The following is a 24,186-nucleotide window of genomic DNA, read 5'->3' on the forward strand; positions in this document are numbered from 1 at the left end:
GCCCAGGGCCAGGGCGGCGAAGCCTACGACCAGGCCGCCTATGCCTGCCGCCCCCCGGGCGCCTATCACGGCCCCTTCAAGTCCGAGACCGGCTGCACCCTGCTCGAAATCCACTACTACGACGAAACCCCGCGCTGACGGGTCGCGGGGAGCCGGGCCGGCCAGGCCCGGCTCCCCGCCGTAGGAGCAAATGCGCTCAACACCTTCGTCGTGCAGGCTTTTCAGCAAACTCCCCCGTTACCACCGCCCCACCAGCAGCTATGATGAAGCGGCAAGGCGGGATTCGGGGCATTGGAACGGCGTACGGCTCTTTTCGTCGATTTCGACAATGTCTTCAGCGCCCTCTACAGCTGGGCTCCCGAGGCCGCCGAGGCCTTCGTCCTCGACCCGACGCGTTGGCTGGACTGGATCGGGCGCCGGGCTTCGCGGCTGGCGGGGCCTGCCGTGTCCTGCCGCGTCCTGGTGCGGCGCTGCTACCTCAACCCAAATGGCTCCATCCTGCTGCGGAGCGGGGAGCGCGTCTTCTTCGGCAGCTTCCGCAACAACCTCGTGCGGGCTGGGCTCCAGGTCTCGGATTGCCCGCCGCTGACGCGGGGCGGCAAGACCAGCGCGGACATCGTCATGGTGATGGATGTGCTCGATGCCCTGCACCACAACACCCGCTTCGACGAGTTCGTGATCCTGTCCAGCGACGCTGACTTCACGCCCGTCCTGCAGCGGCTTCGCGCCCATGACCGGCGCACGCTGGTCGTCTCCATCGGCAATGCCGCCGGCGCCTACCGCGCGGCCGCCGATGAGGTGATCGGGCCCGAGGAGTTCATCCGCGACGCGCTTGGCCTCGGGCCAGACGCGGCCGGGCATTCCCTCATCCCGCCGGAACCGGCCATGGCACCGGGCCGCTGCCCCGCCTCATCCTTCCTGATGGACCATGCGGAGGAGGCGGACCCGGCGATGACGCGCGAAGCCATCCTCGCCCATGTGGCCGCCGAACTGGCCGAAGCCCCGGCGCCGCTGCACCTGCCCGCGCTCGGCAAGCGGCTGCATGAGCGACTCGGCCCGCAGGTGCGCGCCACGGGATTCGGAGGGGCGGGCAGCCTTGCCCGGCTGCTCGCCGCCGCCGGAGACCCGCGCATAGAGCTGGTTCCGGGCAGCGGCGGCGGATGGGTCCGGGATCCGCTACGGCACGCGGCCAGCCTTACGGACGCCACGGGTGAAAGCCTCGCCTAGCGCGATCAGGCGCCGACGGCACCCAGCTCCGCCAGCACCTCGTCGAGGGCCGTGATGAACAACTCGGCCTGATCCCGGGTGAGGCAGAGCGGCGGCCGGATCTTCAGGATATTCGCCCCTGGTCCGCTTGCGCTGATCAGCACGCGGCGCTCGCGCAGCGCGTTGACGACGCGCGCCGTCTCCATGGTGGCGGGCTCGCGGGTGGCACGGTCCCGCACAAGCTCGGCGCCGATGGAAAGGCCGGCACCGCGGACATCGCCGATGAGTTCATGGCGCTTCGCAAGCTCCGCGAGGCCGGCGAGGAGATGCGCGCCCACCGCCGCCGCATTCGCCGGCAGCTTCTCGTCGCGCAGCACCTCCAGGACGGCGAGGCCGGCGGCGGCCGAGACCGGATTGCCGCCGAAAGTGTTGAAGTAGCGGACTGTGCCGCCGAAGCGCTCCAGTAGCTCCGGCCGGATCGCGAGGCCGGCGATGGGATGGCCGTTGCCCATGGGCTTGCCCATGGTGACGATGTCAGGCTCCACCCCGTGACGCTGAAAGCCCCACATCGCGCCCGTGCGGCCGAAGCCGGGCTGCACCTCGTCCGCGATGAAAACCGCCCCGGCCGCGCGCGCCGCCTCGGCGGCCTGGGCGAGGAAGCCGGCGGGGTCGGGGAAGACGCCATCCGAGGTGAACATCGTGTCCACCAGCAAGGCGCAAGGGCGGATGCCATGGCGCGCGAGATCCGTGAAGGCAGTCGCGATATGGGCCGCGAAGCGCGCAGGCATCTCGGAGCCGCCGCGATAGGCGTCGGGTGGCGGAACGGTCGCGACATGGCGGCCGAGCGGCACGCCCTCCCCGAGGGAGGGCGACAGCTCGGCAAGCGCGGCGGTGACGCCGTGATAAGCCAGCGAGGTGACGACGATCCCCTCGCCGCCCGTATGGGCACGGGCGATGCGGAGCGCGAGGTCATTCGCCTCCGAGCCTGTGCAGGTGAACATCACATGCCCGAGCGAGGCCGGGAAGGTCGCGAGCAGGGCCTCGGCATAGTCGAGCACCGTCTCATGCAGGTAGCGCGTATGGGTGTTGAGCTGCCCGGCCTGCCGCGCGATGGCCTCGACCACGCGCGGATGAGCGTGGCCGAGCGAGGCGACGTTGTTGTAGCAGTCGAGGTAGCGGTTGCCCTCGGCATCGAAGAGCCAGGCCCCCTCGCCGCGCACCACATGCAGCGGATGCTCGTAGAACAGCCGGTAGGCCGGGCCGAGCAGGCGCTGGCGGCGCTCCACCATCGCCTGCTCCCGCGGGGTGAGGCCTGCCGCCTTGCGCGGGTCGAAGGCGTTGATCATCGCCATGCCCCGGGGAGCCAGGATGTCAGGGGCCGTGTCGGGCATCGCAGTCATTCCTCCTGCAGGGGCGCGAGGGTGCTGCGCATCAGCCATTCGAGGCCGGCGCGAGCCCCCGGCTGGTTGCGCAGGATGTAGGTGGCGTTTTCCGGCTGCCGGCGGGCGCGCCAGCTGGTGATCAGCACCGTTATCGCCAGGCGGGTGGCGATCAGGGCGGGCATATGCGCAGTCTCCTCCTCCCCGAGCGGCAGGACGCTGCTGTAGCCGGCCAGGAAGGCGCCGGGCGCGGCCAGGGGATCGGGGCCGGGGCGCAGCAGATAGGCGCCGGTGGTCGCCACCTCCTGCAGGCGGGGGGCGCGGACCATGTCGCCGAAATCGATGATGCCCGCGAGCCGCTCCGGCGCAGCAGCCTCGACCAGCACGTTGTGCGGGTTAAGGTCGTTGTGGATCACCTGGCCCGGTCGCGCCGCGAGGAAGGCGGCGGACTCCGCCTCGAAGCGGTCCAGCGCCGCCTCGACCAGGGCGCGCAGCGCGGGATCGGCCACATCGGGCAGCAAGGCGCGCAGGGCGGGCGCCTCGCGCAGGTCCCAGACCAGGCGCCGGCCATCGGCAGGATGTGCGAAGCCGGCCAGGGCGCGGTCAAGCCGCGCGACAAGGCCACCCAGCGCCCGCGCCATGGGCGGCGAAGCGCCGGCCGGATCCGTCATGGGACGACCGGCGAGGTAGGTGAGGACGCGCAACAGGCTCGGCCGTCCGTCCTCGGTCGCATGGGGAATTGCGGTGGCGCCCTCCGTCGTGCGGAGGACGCGCGGGACCGGAAGGGTGGGGTCGGCCGCTTCAAGATGCAGCAGCCCGGCGGTCTGGAAGTCGGTGACCGCCGGTTCCTCGTCCGGATGGGCGAGCTTCACGAGCAGCGGCAAACCGCCCGAGGCGGGGGTGAGGCGGAAATTGCGGTCACGCTCGCCGCCCAGCGGCTCCAGCACGCCCTCAAGGCCAAAGCGCCGGGCCAGAACCTCGCGCAGCGGCCCTTCGGCGAAGCGCGGCGGTGGGGCCAGGATAAGAGGATCACTCAGCAGGTCGGGCAGCATCGGCACAATCCAGTCAGGCCCCGCAGCGAGGGGCTGCCTGTAGCATCGCCCGGGAAGGGCCGATGCGCCAGGAGCGGGGCGCGGTTTCCTGCCGCCCCGCCCCAACACGCGCGCTATTCCGCGGGCGCCGGCACCGCCTGCGCCCGTTCCGTTGCCCGCTTCGTGCGGAAGAGCTTGAGCACCACCACGAAGAAGAGCGGCACGAAGAACACCGCCAGCACCGTGCCGGTTACCACGCCGCCGATCACGCCCGTGCCGATCGCGGTGCGGCCGCCCGCGCCTGCCCCGGTGGCGATGGCCAGCGGAACCACGCCCAGCACGAAGGCCAGCGAGGTCATCAGGATCGGCCGGAGCCGTTCCTTCGCCGCATGCAGGGCGGCGTCGAGCAGGCTCTCGCCCGCCTCGAAATGCTCCTTGGCGAATTCCACGATCAGGATGGCGTTCTTTGCCGAGAGGCCGATCGTGGTGAGCAGCCCGACCTGGAAGTAAACGTCGTTCGACATGCCCCGCATCAGCGTCGCGGCGACCGCGCCGAGCACGCCGAGCGGCACCACCAGCATCACCGAGACCGGGATCGCCCAGCTCTCATAGAGCGCAGCGAGGCAGAGGAAGACCACGATCATCGAGATGCCGTAGAGGGCGAAGGCCTGGGAGCCGGAGGCCCGCTCCTCATAGGAGAGGCCGCTCCAGGCAATGCCGATTCCCTGCGGCAGCTGCGCCGCGATGCGCTCCATCTCCGCCATGGCCTCACCCGTGGTGCGGCCCGGGGCGGCATTGCCCTGGATCTCGATGGCGCCGATGCCGTTGAACCGCCCGAGGCGCGGCGCGCCCATCTCCCACACCGCCGAGGAGAAGGACGAGAAGGGCACCATCTCGCCCTGGCTGTTGCGGACATACCAGCGCGCCAGGTCATCCGGCTGCATGCGCGACCCGGCGTCGCCCTGCATGTAGATGCGCTTGACGCGCCCGCGATCCACGAAATCGCCGGCATAGGAGGTGCCGAAGGCCGCCGAGAGCGTGTTGTTCACCTGCGAGATGGTCAGGCCCAGGGCGCTGGCGCGCTCCCAGTCGATCTCCAGCCGGTATTGCGGCTCCGCATTCTGCTCGTTCGGGCGCACATTGCTGACCACCTGGCTCTGCCCGGCAGCTTGCAGCAGCTGGTCGCGCGCAGCCACCAGGGCTTCGCGCCCCAGGGCGCCATTGTCCACCAGCTGCATGGTGAAGCCGCTGGCATTGCCCAGCTCCGTCACCGCAGGCGGCGCGAAGGCGAAGATCATGGCGTCCGGATAGCGGGCGAAGCGCGCCATGACGCGGCGCGACAGCGCCTGCACGGAGTTCTCCTCGCCCTCGCGAACCGACCAGTCCTTCAGCCGGATGAAGGCCATGGCGGAATTCTGCCCGCGGCCGCTGAAGTTGAAGCCGGTGACGCCCATGATGGAGTCCACCCGGTCCTTCTCCTCGGTGAGGAGGTAGGAGATCAGATCGTCGAGCGCGCGCTGGGTCCGCTCCACCGTGGCGCCGGGGGGTGCGACGACCTGGGCATACATCACGCCCTGGTCCTCATCCGGCAGGAAGGAGGTGGGCAGGCGGGCATAGAGCACGCCCATGGCCACGGCCAGCGCCGCATAGATCACCAGGAATCGGGCCGGGCGGCGCGCGATGAGGCCCACGCCCTTCACATAGCCACGGCCGGTCCGGTCGAAATTGCGATTGAACCAGCCGAAGAATCCGCGCTTCTCCCCATGCTTTGGGCGGCGCAGGATGGTGGCGCAGAGCGCCGGGGTGAAGACCAGCGCCACGATCACCGAGAGGGTCATGGCGGTGATGATGGTCAGCGAGAACTGGCGGTAGATCACGCCGGCCGAGCCGCCGAAGAAGAACATCGGCAGGAACACGGCCGAGAGCACCAGGCCGATGCCGACCAGCGCGCCGGAGATCTGGTCCATCGAGACGCGCGTCGCCTCGAGCGGCGAGAGCCCGTCCTGCTCCATGACGCGCTCGACATTCTCGACGACCACGATGGCGTCGTCCACCAGCAGGCCGATGGCCAGCACCATGGCGAACATGGTGAGGGTGTTGATCGAGTAGCCGGCGATGGAGAGCACGGCAAAGGTGCCCAGCAGCACCACCGGGATGGCCAGCGTCGGGATCAGCGTCGCCCGGAAGTTCTGCAGGAAGACGTACATGACGACGAAGACAAGGATCATCGCCTCGCCCAGCGCCTTGATCACCTCGTGGATCGAGATCTCCACGAAGGGCGTGGTGTCGAGCGGATAGGCCACCTCGACATTGGGCGGCAGGGTCGGGCGCAGGGTTTCGACCGTTGCGCGCACCGCCTCGGCCGTGGCCACCGCATTGGCGCCCGGCGCCAGCTGGACGGCGATGCCGGCAGTGGGTCGACCATTATGCACGCTGCTGATGGAATAGTTCTCGGCACCCAGCTCCACCCGCGCCACGTCGCGCAGCCGCACCTGGGCCCCGTTCTCCTTCACCTTCAGCAGGATGGAGCCGAACTCCTCGGGGGTCCTGAGATAGGACGGGCCGATCAACGTGGCGTTGAGCCGCTGCCCGGGCACGGAGGGACGCGCACCGAGCTCGCCCGAGGCCACCTGCACGTTCTGGGAGGAAAGAGCGGCCGAAACGTCGGACGGCATCAGGTCGAAGGCGACCAGCTTGTCCGGGTCGAGCCAGATCCGCATCGCGTATTGCGCGCCGAACAGGTTGAAGTCACCGACGCCCGAGGTGCGCGATAGCGGGTCCTGCACCGCGGAGGCGATGTAGTCGGCCAGGTCATTGCTGGTCAGCTTGCCATCAGTGGAAACGAAGGCGATGGCCATCAGGTAGGAGGTGGCGGACTTGACCACGCGCACGCCCTGCTGCTGCACCGCCTGCGGCAGGCGCGACAGGGATGGCGAGATCTTGTTCTGCACCTGCACCTGCGCGATGTCGGGGTCGGTCCCCTGGGCGAAGGTGAGGGTGATCTGGGCCGAGCCGTCGCGGTTGCTCTGCGAGGTGAAGTAGGCCAACCCGTCCAGCCCGTTCAGCTGCTGCTCGATGATCTGCACGACGGTGTTCTGCACCGTCTGGGCCGAGGCGCCGGGATAGGTCGCCCGGATCGAGATCGTCGGCGGCGCGATGGTCGGATACTGCGAGACGGGCAGGCTCCGGATGGCGATCACGCCCATCAGCATGATGCCAATGGCAATAACCCAGGCGAAGACCGGGCGGTCGATGAAGAAGCGTGCCATGCGGGATCAGCCCCGCGCCTGCGCGGTCGTGACCGGACGGGGCTTGCCGACCTGGTCCAGCTCCTCGGCCGTCATCTCGCGCACCTCGGGCTTCACGCCGTCCCGCACGCGCTGGCTGCCCTCGACGACCACCCGATCCCCGGCGGCGAGGCCGGCGCTGACCAGCCACTTGTTGCCGATGGACTGGCCGGTCTCGATGATCCGCTGACGAACCGTTCCTTCCTCATCCACCACCAGCGTCGTCGCCTCGCCGCGCGAGTTCCGGGTGACGGCCTGCTGCGGCACCAGCAGCGCGTTCTGCGCCACGCCGGCCTCCAGACGGGCGCGCACGAACAGGCCCGGCAGCAGCACGCCATCGGGATTGGGGAAGACGGCGCGGAGGGTGACAGAGCCGGTGTCGCGATCCACCGTCGCCTCGGCGAATTGCAGTCGGCCGGGAAGCGGGTATTCGGTGCCGTCGCCGAAGGTCAGGCGGACCTCGACCCCGCCCTCGGCGCTGCGGCGCAACCGGCCCTCATCCATCTCCCGCCGCAGGCGCAGCAGGGCCTCAGCCGGCTGGGGCATGTCCACCAGGATCGGATCGAGCTGGGTGACGGTAAGCAGGGCGGTGGCCTGGTTTGCCGTTACCAGCGCGCCGACCGTCAGGTTCGTCCGGCTGGTGCGCCCGGCGATGGGCGAGGTGATGCGGGTGCGCTCCAGGTCGATCTGGGCCGACTGGACCGCCGCCTTGGCGGCCGCCACATCGGCCTCGGCCTGGGCCTGGGTCGCGACCGACTTGTCATATTCCATGCGGCTGACGGCGTTCTGGCCAACCAGGGGGCGGTAACGGCTGGTGGTAGCGCGGGCATTCTGCAGCGTAGCCTCCGCACGGGCCTGGTTAGCCTCGGCGCTGGCAAGGGCCGCACGATAGGGGGCGGGATCGATCTGGAAGAGGGGCTGACCGGCCTCCACTGCCTCACCCTCGCGGAACAGCTTTTCCTGCAGCAGGCCGCTCACCTGGGGGCGAATCTCGGCCACCTGATTGGCCGCAGTTCGGCCAGGCAGGACGGTCTGGATCGCCACGGGAGTGGGCTGGACCCGGACGACCGAAACCGGCGGCGGCGGCGGAGGGGCCGGCTTCGCCTGCACCTGGTCGTCACAGGCTGCCAGGAAGGGCGCGCCCAGCAGCAGGACCGGAAGAGCCAGCCAGGAGCGCAGGCGGGCAGTGGACAGCGTCGGCTTCAGCTTCGGCATCGTTGCTATTCCGGAGGAAGGATGGCAGCGGAAACTTTAGGGTTCCCCCTCCCCGGGAAACTGGCTAGTTTCCGACCATGCGTCAAGGCGATATTGCGTTGCAGCAAACTACTGAAACATTCCTGAACGGTGAGCGCAGCCAGCCCTGCACGGGCGAGGAGGGCGAGGCGGCCATGCGGGCCCGCATCTTCTCCGCCGCCGAGGCCGCCTTCACCGCCGACGGCTTCCATGTGGCGACCATGGATGCCATCGCCCGCCGTGCCGGGTGCTCGAAAAAGACGATCTACAAGCTCTTCGCCTCAAAGGAGGAGCTGTTCTTCGGCCTGCTGGACCGCTCCAAGACGGTGGTCTGCCAGGTTCAGATCGACCGCGCGAAGGAACCTGAGGCGGCGCTGGTGGAATTTCTGGAGGAATGCAGCCGGTCCCTCCTGAGCAGCGACTCCATCACGTTGCTGCGAATGATGATGGCTGAATACACCCATAGCCCGGCTTTGCTCGAAGCCGCGGAGGGTCGCGGCGCGGGCAGTGTCCGCCTGGCCCTGGAGGGCTATCTCGAAGAGCTGGAGCGGAGCGGCCGGCACGAGATCGGCGATCCCCAGCAGGCGGCGCGCATGCTCATGGGCATGGCGCTCGGCGCCTTCCACCATGAGATGCTGATCGGCGTCGCGACCTCCTTCCCGCCGGAGGTGGTGCGGGAGCGGATTGTGCGGGCGGTGCGGATTTACCTGCGCGGCACCAGTCGGCAGGCGCTCCCCTCCCTTGAGGCGAGTTGCCTCGCCTAAGCCTGCCGGAACCGGAGCATGAGATTGTTGGCCGGCATCTCCCGGATATCCGGCACGCCGAAGCCCCGCTCCGCCGCGGCGCGGGCCACCTCCTCCAGGTCCCGCACGCCCCAGGCCGGGTTGCGCCCCCGCAGATCGGCGTCGAAGGCTTCATTGCTCGGGGCCGTGTGGCGCCCCTCCCGGCGGTAGGGGCCGTAAAGGATCAGGGGCCCGCCGGGCGGCAGGATTGCCGCCGAACCCTGGAGTAGCCCCAGAGCCGCCTCCCAAGGCGCGATGTGGATCATGTTGATGCATAGTACCGCATCGGCCTGAGCCAGGGGCCAGCTCTCCGCCGCTGCATCCAGGGCCACCGCCGGCCGCAGGTTCGCAGCGCCCGAGGCTGCCGCCCAGCCATCGATGCTGGCCAGCGCCGCCGGATCAGGGTCGCTCGGCTGAAAGGTGAGGTCCTGCAGGGCAGAGGCGAAATGGATAGCGTGTTCGCCCGAGCCGCTGGCGATCTCCAGCACGAGTCCCCGCTCCGGCAGCCAGCCCCGCAACACAGCGAGGATCGGATCGCGGTTGCGCGCCGCGGAGGGCGCATGGCGCCTGGCATCCTGCTCCACGCTAGTCATGCTTCACGTCCCTGCTGGTGGTGCCGCGGAGCTTAGCCCAGCTTGCCGCGGGGGTGAGGCCCGGGGCATAGGCTCCCCCCCTGGGCTGCGGCATGATGCCGGCGGCCCGTCGGGCCAAGGCACAGAACGAACGTCCAACCTGCGCGGCACAGACCGCCGGGAACAACCGAATAGGGTATCGGAATCGATGGCTTCTCCCCCCTCCCCGCTTTCCGGCCTGCGTATCGTCGAGGTCTCGGCCTTCATCGCGGCGCCGATCGGGGGGATGACCCTGGCCCAGCTGGGTGCGGAGGTGATCCGGATCGATCCGATCGGCGGCAACATCGACCACAAGCGCTGGCCGCTCTCGCCCGAGGGGACGAGCCTGTACTGGACCGGACTGAACAAGGCCAAGCGCTCGGTCACCCTGGCGCTGAACAAGCCGGAGGGGCAGGAGATCGCCCGCGCGCTGATCTGCGCCCCGGGCGAGGATGCCGGCATCCTGCTGACCAACCTGCCTGCCAGCGGCTGGATGAGCCATGCGGCCCTGTCCCAGTCCCGCGAGGACCTGATCATGCTGCGGCTGATCGGGAATTCCGATGGGTCCGGTGCAGTGGACTACACCGTCAACAGCGCAAGCGGCTTCCCCATGGCGACCGGCCGGGGGGAGGAGCCGGTGAACCATGTCCTGCCGGCCTGGGACATCGCAGCGGGTCTCTATCTCTCCACCGGCCTGCTCTCCGCCGAGCGGGTGCGGCGCCGGGAGGGACGTGGGCAGGAGGTGGTCCTGGCGCTTTCCGACGTGGCGCTCGCCTCGGTGGCGAACCTTGGCTACGTCGCCGATGTTCAGGTGAACGGCGCCGTCCGCCAGCCCATGGGCAACGAGCTCTACGGCGCCTTCGGGCGGGATTTCGCCACGGGCGACGGACGCCGGTTGATGCTCGTCGCCATTTCCAACCGGCAATGGCGTGCCATCGGCAAGGTGACGGGCCTGGGCGAAAAGCTCGCCATGATCGGCCCGATGCTGGACGTGGACCTGAATGACGAGGGCGGGCGCTTCGAGGCGCGGCACGCCATCGCCGCCGTGCTCGCCCCCTGGTTCGCGAAGCACAGTTTGGCGGAGATCACCCGCCTCTTCGAGGGCAGCGGCATCCTCTGGGGCCCCTACCAGGATTTCGGCCAGCTGGTGCGGGAGGATCCGCGCTGCTCCACCGCCAATCCGATGTTTGCGGAGCTGGACCAGCCCGGTGTTGGCCGTGTGCTGGCGCCGCGGGTGCCACTGGACTTCTCCGGCACCCCGCGCCCCGATCCGCGCCCCGCCCCGCGGCTGGGCGAGGACAGCGACGCCGTGCTGTCCGAGGTGCTGGGCCTGTCCAGCGCCGCGATCGGCCGGCTGCATGATGCCGGGGTGGTGGCCGGCCCCGATGGACGCTGACGGAAGGCACCCACACATGACCCAAGAAATCCAGATCCCGCTCTCCGATTATGACCTGGCCCTGTCCGCCGCGGAGCGTCTGTTCGAGGAAGGGCGGCGTGCCGTGGGCGCCACTGTGGCACCGGCCGGCAAGCCTGATGCCGCCCTGATGGAGCGCCACCAGTTCGCCATGCATGGCCTTGCCTGGCAGGCCGCCTATGTCGAGGCGCTGCGCCAGATGCTGCGCTGGGCGCGCGCGCTTTCGGAAACCGGCAGGCTGGGGGCCAGCGAGGCGGCCATGCTGCGGCTCGGCTTTGCCGAATATTGCGGCCAGCTTGCCGGCGGTATCCCGATGAGCCAGACCGAGACGCTGCGCCCGGCCGATATGGGCGTGCCGTCCGAGGCGGTGGCGCGCTTCCTGGCCGAGCCCGTGCTGGCCCGCCTCTCCCGACCCGCGGGGCTGGAGGCGGCGCGCCTGACGCTCGCGGAGGCGGTCACCGCCGGCAGCTACGGCGCCTTCGGCCTCGATGACGAGGCGCTGGAGGCGACGCGCGCCGAGTTCCTCCGCTTCACCGCCGCCGAGGTCACGCCCCATGCCCAAGACTGGCACCAGAGGGACGAGCTTATCCCGATCGAACTGATCGGCAAGCTGGCCGAGATGGGCGTCTTCGGCCTGACCATTCCCGAGGAGTATGGCGGCCTTGGCCTCGGCAAGGTCGCGATGTGCCTCGTCTCCGAGGCGCTGAGTGCCGGCTATATCGGCGTGGGCTCGCTCGGCACGCGCTCGGAGATCGCGGCCGAGTTGATCCGGCTCGGCGGCACGGCCGAGCAGAAGGAGCGTTGGCTGCCCCGCGTTGCTTCCGGCGAGACCCTGCCGACGGCGGTCTTCACCGAGCCCAACACCGGCTCCGATCTCGGCAACCTGCGCACCCGGGCGGTGCGGGAGGGGGATGTCTACAAGGTGTACGGCGCCAAGACCTGGATCACCCATGGCTCGCGCTCTGACCTGATGACGCTGCTGGTCCGCACCGGTCCGGCGGGCTCTGGCTACAAGGGCCTGTCCATGCTGCTGGCCGAGAAGCCGCGCGGCACCGAGACCGATCCTTTCCCCGCCCCTGGCATGAGCGGAGCCGAGATCCCGGTGCTCGGCTATCGCGGCATGAAGGAATACGAGATCGGCTTCGACGGCTTCGAGGTGCCGGCCTCCGCCCTGCTCGGTGGCATCGAGGGCCAGGGCTTCAAGCAGCTGATGGAGACCTTCGAGAGCGCGCGCATCCAGACCGCCGCCCGCGCGCTCGGCGTCGCGCAGAATGCGCTGGAGCTGGGAGTGGCCTATGCCACGACGCGCGAGCAGTTCGGCAAGCCGATCCTGCATTTCCCGCGCGTGCATGCGAAGCTCGCCTGGATGGCCACCGAGACGATGATGGCGCGCCAGCTCTCCTACTTCGCCGCCCGCACCAAGGACTCCGGCCAGCGCTGCGACATGGAGGCCGGCATGGCCAAGCTGCTCGCCGCCCGCGTCGCCTGGGCGAACGCCGACAGCGCGCTGCAGATCCATGGCGGCAATGGCTACGCCATCGAATACCCGATCAGCCGCGTGCTCTGCGACGCCCGCATCCTCTCCATCTTCGAAGGCGCGGCCGAAATCCAGGCCCAGGTCATCGCCCGCGGTCTTCTGGGGCGTGTGAACTAGGAAAGGGCGCGCCGCCCCAGCGGGCCGCGCGCTGTCACGGCACCACCAGCGTGGTGAGGGTCGCCAGCACGATCGGGATGGCCAGCGCCGCGAGCACCGTCTGGGTCGCGGTGATGCCCGCCATCAGCGGCGCATCGCCGCCCAGCTGCCGCGCCAGGATATAGGCGGAGGAAGCAGTCGGCATGGCCTGAAACAGCAGCGCCACCACCAGCGCCGGCCCCCGCAAACCGAGTGCCAGTGCCGCCAGCAGTGTCGCCACCGGCATTACCAGGAACTTGACGGCAGAGGAGGTGACGACCGGCCCAACCCAGGACCGCGCCGTACCGAAATCCAGTGCCGCGCCGACGCAGAGCAGCCCGAGCGGCAAGGAGGCCGCGCCAAGGGCCCGCAGCGCTGGCTCCAGCCCCAGCGGAAGGCCGAGGCCCAGCGCCTGCAACAGGATGCCGATCGCGCAGGCCACCACCAGCGGATTGGTCACGATCTGCCTCGCGATGCCGCGCGCATTCAGCCGCGCCGCGCCGTAGCGCGCGAAGACCAGTACGCAGAGCACGTTCACCGTCGGCACGATCGCGGCGTTGCAGATGGCCGCCATGGCAATGCCCTGTGCCCCGAACAGCCCGGCGGCGATGGTGACCGCGACATAGTTGTTGAAGCGCACGCTGCCTTGGAACACCGAGGTGAAGGCGGCGCCGTCGATCCGCATCATCGGCCGCGCCGCCACGACCAGCGCCGAGACCAGCACGAGCGCACCGACCAGCGTTCCCGCCAGGCTCCAGACCGGAAGGGATTGAAGATTCGCCATCGCAAGCCCGTGCACGAAGAGCGAGGGCAGCAGCAGGAAATAGCCGAGCCGCTCCGCCTGGGGCCAAAACCCCTCGGCAAGAAAGGCGGAGCGCCGCAGCCCGTAGCCAAGCCCGATCAGCAGGATGACCGGTACCAGCGCCAACAGCACCGCCCCTGTCATGCCTGCGCCTCCAGCGCTGGCATACCATTGGCGGGGGCATATCCGAGCGGCCGTTCCTCCGCCTCCCGCGCGCCCTCGGCCACATGCGGCGACGCGAAGTCAGGCTCGTCCAGAGTCCGGCTTAGAGCCAGGCCGACGATGTCCCGCCCCGCAAGTCGCTGCCCAGCCGCAGGGGCCATGGCCAGGCGAGGCGATCCCCTGGCAGGCTGAGATGGTAGCGCGGTGAGCGTCAGTGACATGCGGCGGATCTCGTCAAAGGAAGTGGCCGGGCGGAAGCTAGGACGGGCGAGGCGGAAGCAATAAATTGCCCTCAGATTGCGTCAGGCCGATCGCGTCCGCCGCTCGGGTAAGGTGCCTTGGGGCATGATGGCGAAAAGGGTGCGAAGGGCCCGGAGTAACATGGCCCGATTCTAGGCCCACCGGACCCAGCGGGCGAGACGCGCGCCTCAGGCGCCCCGATGCAACTCTCGAATCCCGGATCGGGCGCCGGAACAGCCCTCCCCGCCCGGGCAGGATGCCCCTATCCTGCACTGGCCCAGACGATGGACCACCCATGACCGCCATCCCCACCCCCACCAGCCCCCGCCGCGGCATCGCCCGGGGCGGCAAGGCCATCTACGGCGCCCCCCTCGGCATCCTGATGCTTGAGGCGCGCTTCCCCCGCATCGCTGGCGACATGGGCAACGGCACCACCTGGCCATTTCCCGTCCTTTACCGCGTGGTGCGCGGCGCGAGCCCGGAGAAGGTGGTGCTGAACGGCGCGAACGGGCTCTTGCAGGATTTCCTCGATGCCGCCGCCGACCTCGTCGCCCAGGGGGCCGAGGCGATCACCACCAACTGCGGCTTCCTTTCCCTTTTCCAGAAGGAGCTGGCAGCGCATGTCGGCGTGCCGGTGGCCACCAGCAGCCTGATGCAGGTGCCCTGGGTACAGGCGATGCTGCCGCCCGGCCAGCGCGTCGGCCTTGTCACCGTCTCCGGATCATCCCTCACGCAGAAGCATCTGGAGGCGGTTGGCGTGCCGCTCGACATCCCGCGCGAGGGTACGGAGAGCGGGCGCGAGTTCTTCCGCGTGCTGATCAAGGCCGAGAAGGACGACATGGATGTGGACCTGGCCGAGCAGGATGTGGTGGAGGCCGCGCAGCGCCTCGTGCAGCGGCATCCGGATGTCGGCGCGATCGTGCTGGAATGCACGAACATGCCGCCTTATGCGGCCGCCGTGCAGCGCGCCGTGGGGCGGCCCGTCTATGACATCTATTCGATGATCACCTATTTCCACGCCGGCATCCGGCCGCGCAGCTTCGGCTGAGCACCCCGCCGGCGCCACTCCGCCCCGCGGAAAGGCGCCGGACCAAAGGCGGGCGAATGTCCAGTGCGACAGACATGGCCCGCCGCATCAGGCGTGGATCACGCGCACCCCTTCCGGCGCGAAGGCCGCGCAAGCCTCCTCTGGCGCATCCGTTACCAGGGTCCAGCCCGCCGGCAGCGGCGCCCAGAAGGGCTGCCCGCCCCGGCCCAGCTTCGAGGAATCCGCCAGCACCACCACCTCACGCGCCTGGCGCATCATCAGCTCCTTGAGCGAAACCTGCTCCAGCGTCGCCTCGCAGACGCCATGGCCGGGCAGGACACCATCGGCGCTCATGAAGACCCGGTCTGCCGTGACATGGCGCAGCGCCTGCTCGGCCAGGGGGCCGAAGGTGCTCATGCTGATGGGGCGCAGCGTCCCGCCCAGCACCACCAGCTCGATCTCCGGCGTATCGGCCAGCAACGGGATCAGCGGCAGGTTGGTGGTGACCACGCGCAGCCGCCGCCCGCGCAGCAGCCGCCCCAGCGCCTCCACGGTGGAGCCGCCATCGAGGATGATCGTGTCGCCTTCACCAATCAGCCCCAGCGCCGCTTGCGCGATGGCCGCCTTGGCCGGGCGGTTCTGTGCCGTCCGCGCGCGCAGACTCGTCTCATGCACGGGGGCCGCCAGGATCGCGCCGCCATAGGTGCGCGCAACAGCGCGTTTCGCCGACAAGGCGTTGAGGTCACGCCGGATCGTTGAAGCCGAAACGCCGAAACGCGCCGCAAGGGCGTCCACATCGGCATCGCCGGCGGCGATGGCGGCCAGAATCTCGTCGTGGCGCGTTCGCCTGCGTCGCATGCGGGGGAACCTACAGGGATGGCGGGGCGGCGGCGACCCCAGGGGCTTTGCCCCTGGACCCCACCGGGGTGGCAGCGGCCACCCCGGACCCCGCGATCTGTTGAGAGGCGCGCCTGAGGTCATGGACCTCAGGCGACTGACAGGTCAGCCCGTGTGGCCGAAAGAATCCGCCTGCGGCGCTGTCTTATCCGGCTGCTCCCCGCAAAACAGAACGCGGGGTCCGGGGAGCCCGCCGGCTCCCCGGCGGAGGTCCGGAGGCGGAGCCTCCGGCGGCCGCTCACGCCGCCTGCAGGCTCCGCTTCGGCGCCAGTTCCACAGCCTGCCTCAGCGCCTCCACCAGGGAGCCTTCATCCGCGATGCCCTTGCCCGCGATATCGAAGGCGGTGCCGTGGTCCACCGAGGTGCGGATCACCGGCAGCCCGACGGTGATGTTCACGCCGGATTCCAGCCCCATCACCTTCACCGGGCCATGGCCCTGGTCGTGGTACATGGCCACCACCAGGTCGAAGTCACCGCGGGCAGCGCGGAAGAACAGCGTGTCGGCGGGAAGCGGGCCTTCCACCTTCCAGCCCTCGGCTTGGCAGGCCTTGATGGCGGGAATGATCTTCTCCTCCTCCTCGCCTTGGCCGAAGAGGCCATTCTCGCCCGCATGAGGGTTGATGGCGCAGACGCCGATGCGTGGCTCGGCGATGCCGGACTTCACCAGCGTCGCATGGCCGCGCGCGATCACGCGCTGCACCAGCCCGGGCTCGATCTTCCGGATGGCATCGATCAGGCCGATATGCGTCGTGACATGGATGACGCGCAGCTTCGGCGCCACCAGCATCATGGACACCTCCGGTGTGCCGGTCAGATGCGCCAGAAGTTCAGTATGACCGGGAAACTTGTGGCCAGCCGCATGCAGCGCTTCCTTCGACAAGGGGGCGGTGCAGATGGCGTCGGCCTCACCGGCCTCGACCAGGCGCGTCGCGCGCTCGATGTAGCGGTAGGCGCCCTCGCCCGAGAGGGAGGAGAGCTGGCCGAAGGGATGGCCGGCGGGGATGACACCGAGGTCGATGCAATCCGCCATTCCACGGGTGTAGCGTGCGCCTGCCGGGGTGGAGAGTGCATTCACCTGCAGGCCGGTCTTTACGATGGCATCCGCCTCGCGCAGGCGGGTGGCGTCGCCAATCACGAGCGGGCGGCAAATCGCATACACATCCTCCCGCGCAAGCGCCTTCATAATGATCTCGGGGCCGATGCCGGAGGCGTCACCCATTGTGATGGCGACGATGGGACGACCGTCGGTCTTGGCGTCGTTCTGGCTCATTTCACTATCCCTAGAGAGGGCGCGCAGCTGCTGCAGGCTGCGCAAGATGGTTCCGTCGTCGCCAAAGGCGCCGGCCTTGGTCATCACCGGCACGTGCAGCGCACCCTGGGTGACGCCGAGCGGCACGCCGGGCTCGAGTTCCTCGAGTAGGCGGATGCCGTGGACGCCGAGATGGCTGAGCAGGGCGCATGCCGTCTCGCCGCCCGTGGCGAAAAGGCCACCCATGCGGGAGGCGACAGGGGTGAGCAGCGCCGCCAGGGATTCCGCCAGCGCCGCGCCCTGCGAGAGATCGGCATCGGGAGTGGCCGCGATCGCCACCAGCGTGTCGCGGCCCTCGGTCAGCGATTCTGCCATGGCGGCCGAAAGCGTTGCCCAGCGCGGGTCGACCGGCCCCGCGCGCAGCAGCTCTGCGGGCACTTCGAAGGCTGTGGCGGCATCCTCCACCACCAGCCGGGCGGCGGCGGCGCGGGAGGCCTCGGCAATGCTGCCCACTACCACCAGCACGCCACCCCACAGCGCCGGTAGCGCCGGGGCATCGGCGTGACGCTCACCCGGCAGGGCGGCGGCGAGAGCCGCGGCGATGCCGCCTGAGCCAACCCAGAAGACACGCCCCGCGAGCGGCAGGCTGGCCTGCGCCAGAAGATCGAGATCGCCCGGCTCCTCGGCGTCGCAGACCACCGCATCGAGGCCATCATCCAGCGCCGCCTGCAGCGCCGCGGCCAGCGCGGCCTTCCCCTGCCGCAGCAAGCCCAGCGGCAGAAGCCGCGCCGACAGGCCGACGGATTCCAGCACCTCCGGAAGCACGGCGCTCGCGTAGCTGTGGTCGCGCGCCCAAAGGGGCGTGGCCTCCAGCGGCGTGCCGTTCATATGAACGCGCCCGCCTTCCGTGGTGCGCCCCGTGGCGGGAAAGGCGGGAGCCACGATGGCCAGCGCCCCCTGCCCGGCTTCCCGCAGGCTGCGGCAGGTCGCGGCCAGCTCCGCCGCCGGTTGCCCACGCAGGGTGGAGTCGATCTTCTTGATCAGGCCCTGCCCGACCCGGTGATGGGCGCGCAGCAGCGCGACGTGGCGCGCTGCCGCCGCTTCGGGCGACAGGCGGCGGCTGTCCGCATCCACGGCCAGCACGGCGGCCCCGGACGAAGCCTCGACGCCATGCCAGCCGACCGAGGCCTCCAGGCCGCGCCGCGCGAAGGCGATGCCGCAATCGGCGGCGCCGGTCAGGTCATCGGCCAGGATCAGCCAGCGCTGCGTCATTCCGCCGCTTCCACGCGGGCCGTGGCCGGTACGGCACTAACCCGGCGGGCCGTCCAGGCGGTGAGCAGCGGCACCAGCACGGTGGTGACGATGACGGCCGCAGCGACGAGGATGGTGGCATGGGCCGCCGCCGGCGCATAAACCGGGTTGGCGGCGGCCACGATGGCCGGCACTGCCGCCGCATTGCCCGCAGTGGAAGCCGCCGCAACGCCCGCCACACCCGTGCCGCCGATTGCGCGATCCGCGAGGAACAGCGGGATGCCGGTGACGACCACCACGGCCAGGCCCAGGCCCAGCCCGAGAAGCCCCGCCTGCCAGACCTTCCCGAGGTCCAGCCCGCTGCCGAGGGCGAAGGCGAAGAAGGGGATCATCACGGGGATGGCGCGGCTGAGGAAGTCGCGCATGTCACGGTCGAGGTTGCCCAGGATCATGCCGACGACCAGCGGCAGGATGGAGCCCACCAGCGTGGGCCAGGGAAAGGCGGAGAGACCGGCCACGCCCAGCGTCACCATGGTCAGGAAGGGGCCGGATTCCAGCGTCATCACGGTATAGGCGCCGACGTCGCGCGGCTCGCCGTACTGGCCCATCAGGGCCATGTAGAGGCCACCATTCGTGTCGTTCATGGCGGCGACGATGGCGAGGGTGGAAAGCCCGGCGAAGACGCCGGAGGAGATTGGCGCCTCGCCAAGAATCTGGCCGAAGATCACGCCCAGCAGCACGGCCATGCCGACCTTCACGCCGAACAGCGTGCCGCCCTTCTTGAGGATGTAGGGTGTCGCCTTGAAGTCGATGCTGGCGCCCATGCAGACATAGAACACCGCCAGGATGGTCAGCGCCCCCGTGAAGAGCGCCCCGGTGAAGGAGCCGAAGAACTTCGGCGTGTCCGGAAAGAAGGTGGCGATGATGGCCCCGAGGGCGAGGGGGACGACCATCATGCCGCCCGGACCTTCTCGATCGCGCGCTTGATGGGGATTTGCATAGGGACGTCCTCGGCTCGGCGCGTGGAATGAATGCACGCAGGGGCGGAATGGCCTGCGTGCTTCCCTCCCGACTGGCGGGAAGTCTATCGTGGTTTTGCGCGTTTCGAGCAATTTTCTCGCAAGAACGACCAGTTGATGCAGTGCGGGCTGCAACAATCCCGGAATAACATACCGGAATAAATGATCCGGGCGACTGAAGAGTGCTCCCTAACCGAGCACTATTTTGCGCGAAACAAGCCTTTCCACCGCACGGGCGCACTGACCCAATCTTTCATTCTGAATCCGGCATGGCCGACGGGCAGGTCCGGAAGCCAGTCGCGGCCTGACACTTGCTTGTGACCGCTCCAGACCCAGGAGGAACCCTTCCATGCCGACGCATCGCCGCACCCTGCTGGCCGGGATCAGCACCGGCCTCGTGGCCGCCCCCTTCGTCGCCCGCGCCCAGGGCACCACGGTGAAGATGGGCGCGCTCAAGCTCATCCACTCCATCTCCCCGCATTTCTACGAGCGCTTCATGCCGGCCGGCATGAAGGTGGAGGTGATCCCCTTCGAGAGCCCGACCGAGGGCAAGAACGCCGTCGTCACCGGCTCCGTCGATTTCGGCGCCTTCGGCATCGCGGCCGGCATCCTCGGTGCCGCCGCACGCGAGCCGGTGGTGGTGGTCGGCTCCTGCTGCGACAAGGGAATGGCGATCATCGCCCAGACCAGCCAGAACATGACCAGGTTCTCCGAGCTGCGCGGCAAGCGCGTCGGCGTCTGGCCGGGCTCCACCCAGGAGGTCTTCTTCCTCGAGCGCCTGCGGATGGAGGGCATGACCATCCGGGACGTGCAATCCGTGCGCGTGTCCTTCAGCGAGATGCCGATCATGCTCGCCCGTGGCGACATCGACGCCTATGTCGGTGCCGAGCCCGGCCCGGGCGTCAGCATCTCCAGCGGTGCTGGCAAGCTGCTGGAATACCCCTATTCCACGCCGATGGGGGCGCTGAACATGATTTTCGCCGCCCATGCGGATACGGTGAAGAACAGGCCGGAACTGGTGCGAACCATGCTGAAGGTGCACCGCCAGGCGAGCGAATACGGCATGGCCAACCCCAATGAGACGATCGAGATGGCGGTCCAGAAGCTCGGCATGCGGCGCGACGCGCTGGAGATCAGCATCAAGAACGTCGACCTGAACTGGCAGATGACGCCGGCCATGATCCAGGCCTCGAGGACCTATGCGGAGCACATGCTGTCGCTACGCCAGATCCGCGCGGCGCCGGATTTCGCCACCTTCTTCGACACGCGCTTCTCCGACGAACTGGCCCGCTCCGCCGCATGACGACGCTGACCGGGCGCGCGGCCTCCGCGCGCCAGGCGGTGCTCGCCATCCTGGTGCCCCTGGCGGGGCTGCTCGCCTGGCACCTGGTGACATCCGGCCGCCCTTACAGCCTGATCCCCCCGCCCGCCGAGGTCGCGGTCCAGCTCTGGGACCTCGCCTTCGGCGGCGTGTGGGAGGATGCCTTCAGCGCCACCCTCCTCACCCACATCCTGGCCAGCCTCGTCCGCGTCTATGGCGGCTTCGCCCTCGCCGCGCTGGTGGCCCTGCCGCTGGGGATGCTGATCGGGCGCGTCCGGGTCGTGCGGGAACTGCTCGATCCCTTCCTGCAGATCCTGCGGCCCGTGCCCGTCACGGCCTGGCTGCCGCTCTCCATGATCGTCTTCGGCCTCGGTCCGCGCTCGGCCTTCTTCCTGGTTTTCCTGGGCGCCTTCTTCCCGATCCTGCTGAACACGATCTTCGGCGTCCGCAACGTGGAGCCGCGGCTCTTCGAGGCGGCGCAGATGCTGGGCGTCTCCCGTCAGGCGCTGTTCTGGAAGGTGGTGCTGCCGGCCTCCCTTCCCTCCATCTTCACCGGCCTGCGCCTGGGCCTCGGCTTCGCCTGGGTGGTGATCGTGGTGGGCGAGATGACGGGTGTGCAGACCGGCCTCGGCGCCATCATCATGGAAGCCCGCCAGCTCTCGCGCACCGACATCGTCATCGCGGGCATGATCGTGATCGGCGTCCTCGGTTTCCTCTCGGACCGTATTGTCCAACTCATCGGCCAGCACCTGCTGCGCTGGAGCCCCCAACATGGCTGAACTGCCCATCCTCTCCATCGAGGAGGTGACGAAGAACTTCGCCTTCCAGGGCAGCACCGTCACCGCCCTCGCTTCGGCGGACCTGACCATCCGCAAGGGGGAATTCATCTGCCTCATCGGTCCTTCGGGCTGCGGCAAGTCGACCTTGCTGCGGATGATCGCAGGCTTCGAGACAGCCACCGAAGGAAGGCTGAAGATGTGGGACAAGCCCGTTTCCGGCCCAGGGCCGGAGCGCGGCATGGTGTTCCAGGATTACGGCCTCTTCCCCTGGCTCACCGTCTCCCAGAACATCGGCTTCGGTCCCGCCGCACGCGGTGCCGGCAAGGCCGAGGTGGCGAAGACGGCCGATCGCTTCACCGCCATGGTGGGGCTCGACCGCTTCCGCGATGCCTATCCGCACCAGCTTTCCGGCGGCATGAAGCAGCGCGTCGCCATCGCCCGCGTGCTGGCGAATGACGCAGAGGTCGTCCTGATGGACGAGCCGTTCGGCGCTCTGGACGCCATGACCCGCGAGAACCTTCAGGCCGAGCTTCTGGAGATCTGGGCGGCGAACAAGCTGACCGTCCTCTTCGTCACCCATGCCATCGAGGAGGCGATCCTGCTGGCGGACCGGATCGTGGTCATGTCGCCGGGGCCGGGGCGGATTGTGTCGGATGAGACAGTGCCGCTCGCCCGGCCGCGGGACCCGACATCACCGGAGTTCAATGCGCTGCGGCGGCGGTTTTCGGGGATGCTCGGAAGTCATCACTGATGGCCCCAGGGGCGTCGCCCCTGGCCCCCCGGCCAGGGTGGGAAGGCCCATGCCGGACCCCGCCTCAAGACAGCGGCGGTTGCGGGGCCCGGCGCCGCGTGATTGGTTCCGGCCATGCCCCCCGCGAAGCGTGCATCCCGACCGAGCGACGAAGCCGGGCCGCGCCTCAGCATCCGCCTGGATCTCGGCGGCGGGCTGCGGATCGGGCCGGGCAAGGTGCGCCTGCTGGAGGAGATCGGCCGGGCAGGCTCCATCTCAGCGGCGGGGCGTGCCCTCGGCATGTCCTATCGCCGCGCCTGGGAGTTGGTGGAGGCGCTGAACAGTGGGTTGGGCCGGCCGGTCGCGGAAACGGCGGCCGGTGGCGCGGGCGGTGGCGGGGCACGGCTGACGGCCCTGGGCGAAGCAGTGGTGCAGGCTTATCGCGCCATCGAGGCCGAATCCAACGCCAGCGCCGCGGAGCGCCTCGCGACCCTGGCCGCCGCCAGCGGTGGTCCTCACGCCTAAGCGATGGCCTGGGCCTTGTTTCGGGACGGCCGGGCATCGATCTGCCGGGCATGAGCATTTCGGACTCCGGCACGCTTGAGGCGGCCCGCGAGGGTGGAGCAATCCGCTTCACATTCGACAACTCCTATGCGCGCCTGCCCGACCGCTTCTACGCGCGGCTGGACCCCACCCCGGTCGCCGCGCCGCGCCTGCTGAAGCTGAACACGGCGCTGGCGGAGCGGCTTGGCCTCGACCCTGCTGCCCTCGCCACGCCGGAGGGGGCCGCCATCCTCGCCGGCAACCGCGTGCCGGAAGGGGCGGAGCCCATCGCCACCGCCTATGCCGGGCACCAGTTCGGCAATTTCGTGCCCCAGCTTGGCGATGGCCGTGCCATCCTGCTGGGCGAGGTGGTGGCGCCCGACGACAAGCGCTTCGACATCCAGCTCAAGGGCTCCGGCCGTACCCCCTTCTCCCGGGGTGGCGATGGCCGCGCCGCCTTCGGCCCGGTGCTGCGCGAATACCTGGTCAGCGAGGCGATGGCCGCGCTTGGCATCCCGACCACCCGCGCCCTTGCCGCCGTCGCCACCGGCCAGCCAGTCATGCGCGAAACGCCCCTGCCGGGCGCCGTGCTGACCCGCGTGGCTTCCAGCCATATCCGCGTCGGTACCTTCCAGTTCTTCGCCGCACGCGGGGATGTCGAAGCTCTGCGGATCCTCGCCGACCACGCCATTGCGCGCCATTACCCCGAGGCGGCCCAGGCGGCGAACCCTTACCGCGCCTTCCTCGAAGGCGTGGTGGCGCGGCAGGCCGCGCTGGTCGCCCAGTGGATGTTGATCGGCTTCATCCATGGCGTGATGAACACCGACAACACCTCCATCTCCGGCGAGACGATCGATTACGGCCCCTGCGCCTTCATGGACGCCTATGACGCGGCCACGGTGTTCAGCTCCATCGATCAGATGGGCCGCTACGCCTATGGCAACCAGCCGCGCATCATGCAGTGGAACCTGGCAAGGCTGGCGGAAGCGGCGCTGCCCCTGCTCGGAGAAACGGAGGAAGCGGCGCTGGCCGTCGCCAACGAGGTGCTGGCCAGCTTCGCTCCCGCCTTCGAGGGCCCCTATATCGGCGGGCTGCGCACCAAGATCGGCCTTTCGGGGGACCGCATGGGCGACGCAGCCCTGGCTGGTGACCTGCTGAAGGCGATGGCGGAGAATGGCGCTGATTTCACCCTCACCTTCCGCCGCCTCTGCAGCGCCGCAGAGGATGAGGCCGCCGATACGCGGGTGCGCAGCCTCTTCACCGATCCTGCGGCCTATGACGCCTGGGCCCCCCGCTGGCGGGCCCGGTTGGCTGAGGAAGGCGATCCGGCGGCGCGGGCCGCCGCCATGCGAGCGGTGAACCCCGCCGTTATCCCACGCAACCACCTGGTGGAGGCGGCGCTGGAGGCGGCGATGCAGCGCGACGATCTGGCCCCCTTCGAGGCGCTGCTGGACAGCCTGTCCCGCCCCTATGAGGACCAGCCGGGAGCGGACGAACCGCCCACCCCGGCCGAGATGCCCTACATGACCTTCTGCGGCACCTGAACGGCGC

At 69.4% G+C, this 24,186-nt stretch carries 20 protein-coding genes; 10 read left to right on the plus strand and 10 right to left on the minus strand.

Annotation, left to right across the window (positions count from 1 at the left end; translation table 11 throughout):
• Positions 1-291 precede the first annotated feature (291 nt).
• Positions 292-1,227 carry an NYN domain-containing protein gene (locus tag GSE44_RS21960; protein ID WP_159350982.1) on the plus strand — a complete coding sequence of 312 codons (936 nt, stop codon included), beginning with the start codon at positions 292-294 and terminating at the stop codon, positions 1,225-1,227.
• Between the two features lie 5 nt (positions 1,228-1,232).
• Here the strand turns inward: GSE44_RS21960 and GSE44_RS21965 are convergent, their stop codons facing one another.
• The 4 genes from GSE44_RS21965 to GSE44_RS21980 form a co-directional block, all read right to left on the minus strand.
• Positions 1,233-2,597 (minus strand): aspartate aminotransferase family protein, encoded by a 1,365-nt coding sequence (locus tag GSE44_RS21965; RefSeq protein WP_457852180.1) that lies wholly within the window; start codon positions 2,595-2,597, stop codon positions 1,233-1,235.
• A gap of 5 nt (positions 2,598-2,602) precedes the next feature.
• Entirely contained in the window at positions 2,603-3,637 is a 1,035-nt protein-coding gene (locus GSE44_RS21970) for a phosphotransferase (RefSeq protein WP_159350983.1), read from the minus strand.
• 113 nt (positions 3,638-3,750) lie between these two features.
• Positions 3,751-6,885, minus strand: coding sequence for an efflux RND transporter permease subunit (locus GSE44_RS21975; RefSeq protein ID WP_159350984.1), 3,135 nt, complete (start codon positions 6,883-6,885; stop codon positions 3,751-3,753).
• A 6-nt stretch (positions 6,886-6,891) separates the two neighbouring features.
• The gene (locus GSE44_RS21980) at positions 6,892-8,118 is read right to left on the minus strand and encodes an efflux RND transporter periplasmic adaptor subunit (RefSeq protein WP_159350985.1); all 1,227 of its coding nucleotides are present in this window, start codon (positions 8,116-8,118) and stop codon (positions 6,892-6,894) included.
• Positions 8,119-8,216: 98 nt separating this feature from the next.
• Between GSE44_RS21980 and GSE44_RS21985 the strand changes: the two genes are divergently transcribed.
• A complete protein-coding gene (locus tag GSE44_RS21985; protein ID WP_159350986.1) occupies positions 8,217-8,900 on the plus strand; it encodes a TetR/AcrR family transcriptional regulator in 684 nt (227 codons plus the stop codon).
• On the opposite strand, the gene GSE44_RS21990 is transcribed toward GSE44_RS21985, so the two are convergent.
• Positions 8,897-9,511 (minus strand): DUF938 domain-containing protein, encoded by a 615-nt coding sequence (locus tag GSE44_RS21990; RefSeq protein WP_159350987.1) that lies wholly within the window; start codon positions 9,509-9,511, stop codon positions 8,897-8,899. The genes GSE44_RS21985 and GSE44_RS21990 overlap by 4 nt on opposite strands.
• A gap of 187 nt (positions 9,512-9,698) precedes the next feature.
• Here GSE44_RS21990 and GSE44_RS21995 point away from each other — a divergent pair, with 187 nt between their 5' ends.
• A complete protein-coding gene (locus GSE44_RS21995) occupies positions 9,699-10,925 on the plus strand; it encodes a CoA transferase (RefSeq protein WP_159350988.1) in 1,227 nt (408 codons plus the stop codon).
• Positions 10,926-10,941: 16 nt separating this feature from the next.
• A complete protein-coding gene (locus GSE44_RS22000) occupies positions 10,942-12,597 on the plus strand; it encodes an acyl-CoA dehydrogenase family protein (protein WP_201306184.1) in 1,656 nt (551 codons plus the stop codon).
• A 34-nt stretch (positions 12,598-12,631) separates the two neighbouring features.
• Here GSE44_RS22000 and GSE44_RS22005 read toward each other — a convergent pair whose 3' ends face one another.
• A complete protein-coding gene (locus tag GSE44_RS22005; protein ID WP_159350990.1) occupies positions 12,632-13,561 on the minus strand; it encodes an AEC family transporter in 930 nt (309 codons plus the stop codon).
• Positions 13,558-13,740, minus strand: a complete 183-nt coding sequence (locus GSE44_RS22010; protein WP_159350991.1) for a hypothetical protein — start codon at positions 13,738-13,740, stop codon at positions 13,558-13,560. Before GSE44_RS22010 ends, GSE44_RS22005 begins: the two co-directional genes overlap by 4 nt.
• A gap of 374 nt (positions 13,741-14,114) precedes the next feature.
• On the opposite strand from GSE44_RS22010, the gene GSE44_RS22015 reads away from it, so the two are divergent.
• Positions 14,115-14,867 carry an aspartate/glutamate racemase family protein gene (locus GSE44_RS22015; RefSeq protein WP_159350992.1) on the plus strand — a complete coding sequence of 251 codons (753 nt, stop codon included), beginning with the start codon at positions 14,115-14,117 and terminating at the stop codon, positions 14,865-14,867.
• 87 nt (positions 14,868-14,954) lie between these two features.
• On the opposite strand, the gene GSE44_RS22020 is transcribed toward GSE44_RS22015, so the two are convergent.
• The 3 genes from GSE44_RS22020 to GSE44_RS22030 form a co-directional block, all read right to left on the minus strand.
• A complete protein-coding gene (locus GSE44_RS22020; RefSeq protein WP_159350993.1) occupies positions 14,955-15,704 on the minus strand; it encodes a DeoR/GlpR family DNA-binding transcription regulator in 750 nt (249 codons plus the stop codon).
• 277 nt (positions 15,705-15,981) lie between these two features.
• On the minus strand, positions 15,982-18,264 hold the full coding sequence (gene pdxA / locus GSE44_RS26705) for a 4-hydroxythreonine-4-phosphate dehydrogenase PdxA (RefSeq protein WP_159350994.1): 2,283 nt from the start codon (positions 18,262-18,264) through the stop codon (positions 15,982-15,984).
• Complete coding sequence (locus tag GSE44_RS22030) at positions 18,261-19,199, minus strand: 2-keto-3-deoxygluconate permease (protein ID WP_159350995.1); 939 nt, start codon at positions 19,197-19,199, stop codon at positions 18,261-18,263. The genes pdxA and GSE44_RS22030 overlap by 4 nt, the downstream gene beginning before the upstream one ends.
• 412 nt (positions 19,200-19,611) lie before the next feature.
• Between GSE44_RS22030 and GSE44_RS22035 the strand changes: the two genes are divergently transcribed.
• From GSE44_RS22035 to GSE44_RS22055, 5 genes are all read left to right on the plus strand, one after another.
• On the plus strand, positions 19,612-20,565 hold the full coding sequence (locus tag GSE44_RS22035) for an ABC transporter substrate-binding protein (protein WP_159350996.1): 954 nt from the start codon (positions 19,612-19,614) through the stop codon (positions 20,563-20,565).
• A complete protein-coding gene (locus GSE44_RS22040; RefSeq protein ID WP_159350997.1) occupies positions 20,562-21,362 on the plus strand; it encodes an ABC transporter permease in 801 nt (266 codons plus the stop codon). The genes GSE44_RS22035 and GSE44_RS22040 overlap by 4 nt, the downstream gene beginning before the upstream one ends.
• Positions 21,355-22,113 carry an ABC transporter ATP-binding protein gene (locus tag GSE44_RS22045; RefSeq protein ID WP_159350998.1) on the plus strand — a complete coding sequence of 253 codons (759 nt, stop codon included), beginning with the start codon at positions 21,355-21,357 and terminating at the stop codon, positions 22,111-22,113. The genes GSE44_RS22040 and GSE44_RS22045 overlap by 8 nt, the downstream gene beginning before the upstream one ends.
• 114 nt (positions 22,114-22,227) lie before the next feature.
• Positions 22,228-22,617, plus strand: a complete 390-nt coding sequence (locus GSE44_RS22050; RefSeq protein ID WP_159350999.1) for a winged helix-turn-helix domain-containing protein — start codon at positions 22,228-22,230, stop codon at positions 22,615-22,617.
• 50 nt (positions 22,618-22,667) lie between these two features.
• Positions 22,668-24,179, plus strand: a complete 1,512-nt coding sequence (locus tag GSE44_RS22055) for a protein adenylyltransferase SelO (RefSeq protein ID WP_159351000.1) — start codon at positions 22,668-22,670, stop codon at positions 24,177-24,179.
• The last annotated feature ends 7 nt before the right edge of the window (positions 24,180-24,186 follow it).

Origin of the sequence: Muricoccus harenae (assembly GCF_009848505.1) — a bacterium.
Taxonomy (GTDB): Bacteria; Pseudomonadota; Alphaproteobacteria; order Acetobacterales; family Acetobacteraceae; genus Roseomonas; species Roseomonas harenae.

Coding starts and splice junctions, on each gene's coding strand:
- GSE44_RS21975 (WP_159350984.1), bottom strand. CDS start 6,885: ATGGCACGCTTCTTCATCGACCGCCCGGTCTTCGCCTGGGTTATTGCC.
- GSE44_RS22010 (WP_159350991.1), bottom strand. CDS start 13,740: ATGGCCCCTGCGGCTGGGCAGCGACTTGCGGGGCGGGACATCGTCGGC.
- GSE44_RS21980 (WP_159350985.1), bottom strand. CDS start 8,118: ATGCCGAAGCTGAAGCCGACGCTGTCCACTGCCCGCCTGCGCTCCTGG.
- GSE44_RS21970 (WP_159350983.1), bottom strand. CDS start 3,637: ATGCTGCCCGACCTGCTGAGTGATCCTCTTATCCTGGCCCCACCGCCG.
- GSE44_RS22045 (WP_159350998.1), top strand. CDS start 21,355: ATGGCTGAACTGCCCATCCTCTCCATCGAGGAGGTGACGAAGAACTTC.
- GSE44_RS22000 (WP_201306184.1), top strand. CDS start 10,942: ATGACCCAAGAAATCCAGATCCCGCTCTCCGATTATGACCTGGCCCTG.
- GSE44_RS22035 (WP_159350996.1), top strand. CDS start 19,612: ATGCCGACGCATCGCCGCACCCTGCTGGCCGGGATCAGCACCGGCCTC.
- GSE44_RS22050 (WP_159350999.1), top strand. CDS start 22,228: ATGCCCCCCGCGAAGCGTGCATCCCGACCGAGCGACGAAGCCGGGCCG.
- GSE44_RS22055 (WP_159351000.1), top strand. CDS start 22,668: ATGAGCATTTCGGACTCCGGCACGCTTGAGGCGGCCCGCGAGGGTGGA.
- GSE44_RS21990 (WP_159350987.1), bottom strand. CDS start 9,511: ATGACTAGCGTGGAGCAGGATGCCAGGCGCCATGCGCCCTCCGCGGCG.
- pdxA (WP_159350994.1), bottom strand. CDS start 18,264: ATGACGCAGCGCTGGCTGATCCTGGCCGATGACCTGACCGGCGCCGCC.
- GSE44_RS22020 (WP_159350993.1), bottom strand. CDS start 15,704: ATGCGACGCAGGCGAACGCGCCACGACGAGATTCTGGCCGCCATCGCC.
- GSE44_RS21965 (WP_457852180.1), bottom strand. CDS start 2,597: ATGCCCGACACGGCCCCTGACATCCTGGCTCCCCGGGGCATGGCGATG.
- GSE44_RS22005 (WP_159350990.1), bottom strand. CDS start 13,561: ATGACAGGGGCGGTGCTGTTGGCGCTGGTACCGGTCATCCTGCTGATC.
- GSE44_RS22015 (WP_159350992.1), top strand. CDS start 14,115: ATGACCGCCATCCCCACCCCCACCAGCCCCCGCCGCGGCATCGCCCGG.
- GSE44_RS21995 (WP_159350988.1), top strand. CDS start 9,699: ATGGCTTCTCCCCCCTCCCCGCTTTCCGGCCTGCGTATCGTCGAGGTC.
- GSE44_RS22040 (WP_159350997.1), top strand. CDS start 20,562: ATGACGACGCTGACCGGGCGCGCGGCCTCCGCGCGCCAGGCGGTGCTC.
- GSE44_RS22030 (WP_159350995.1), bottom strand. CDS start 19,199: ATGATGGTCGTCCCCCTCGCCCTCGGGGCCATCATCGCCACCTTCTTT.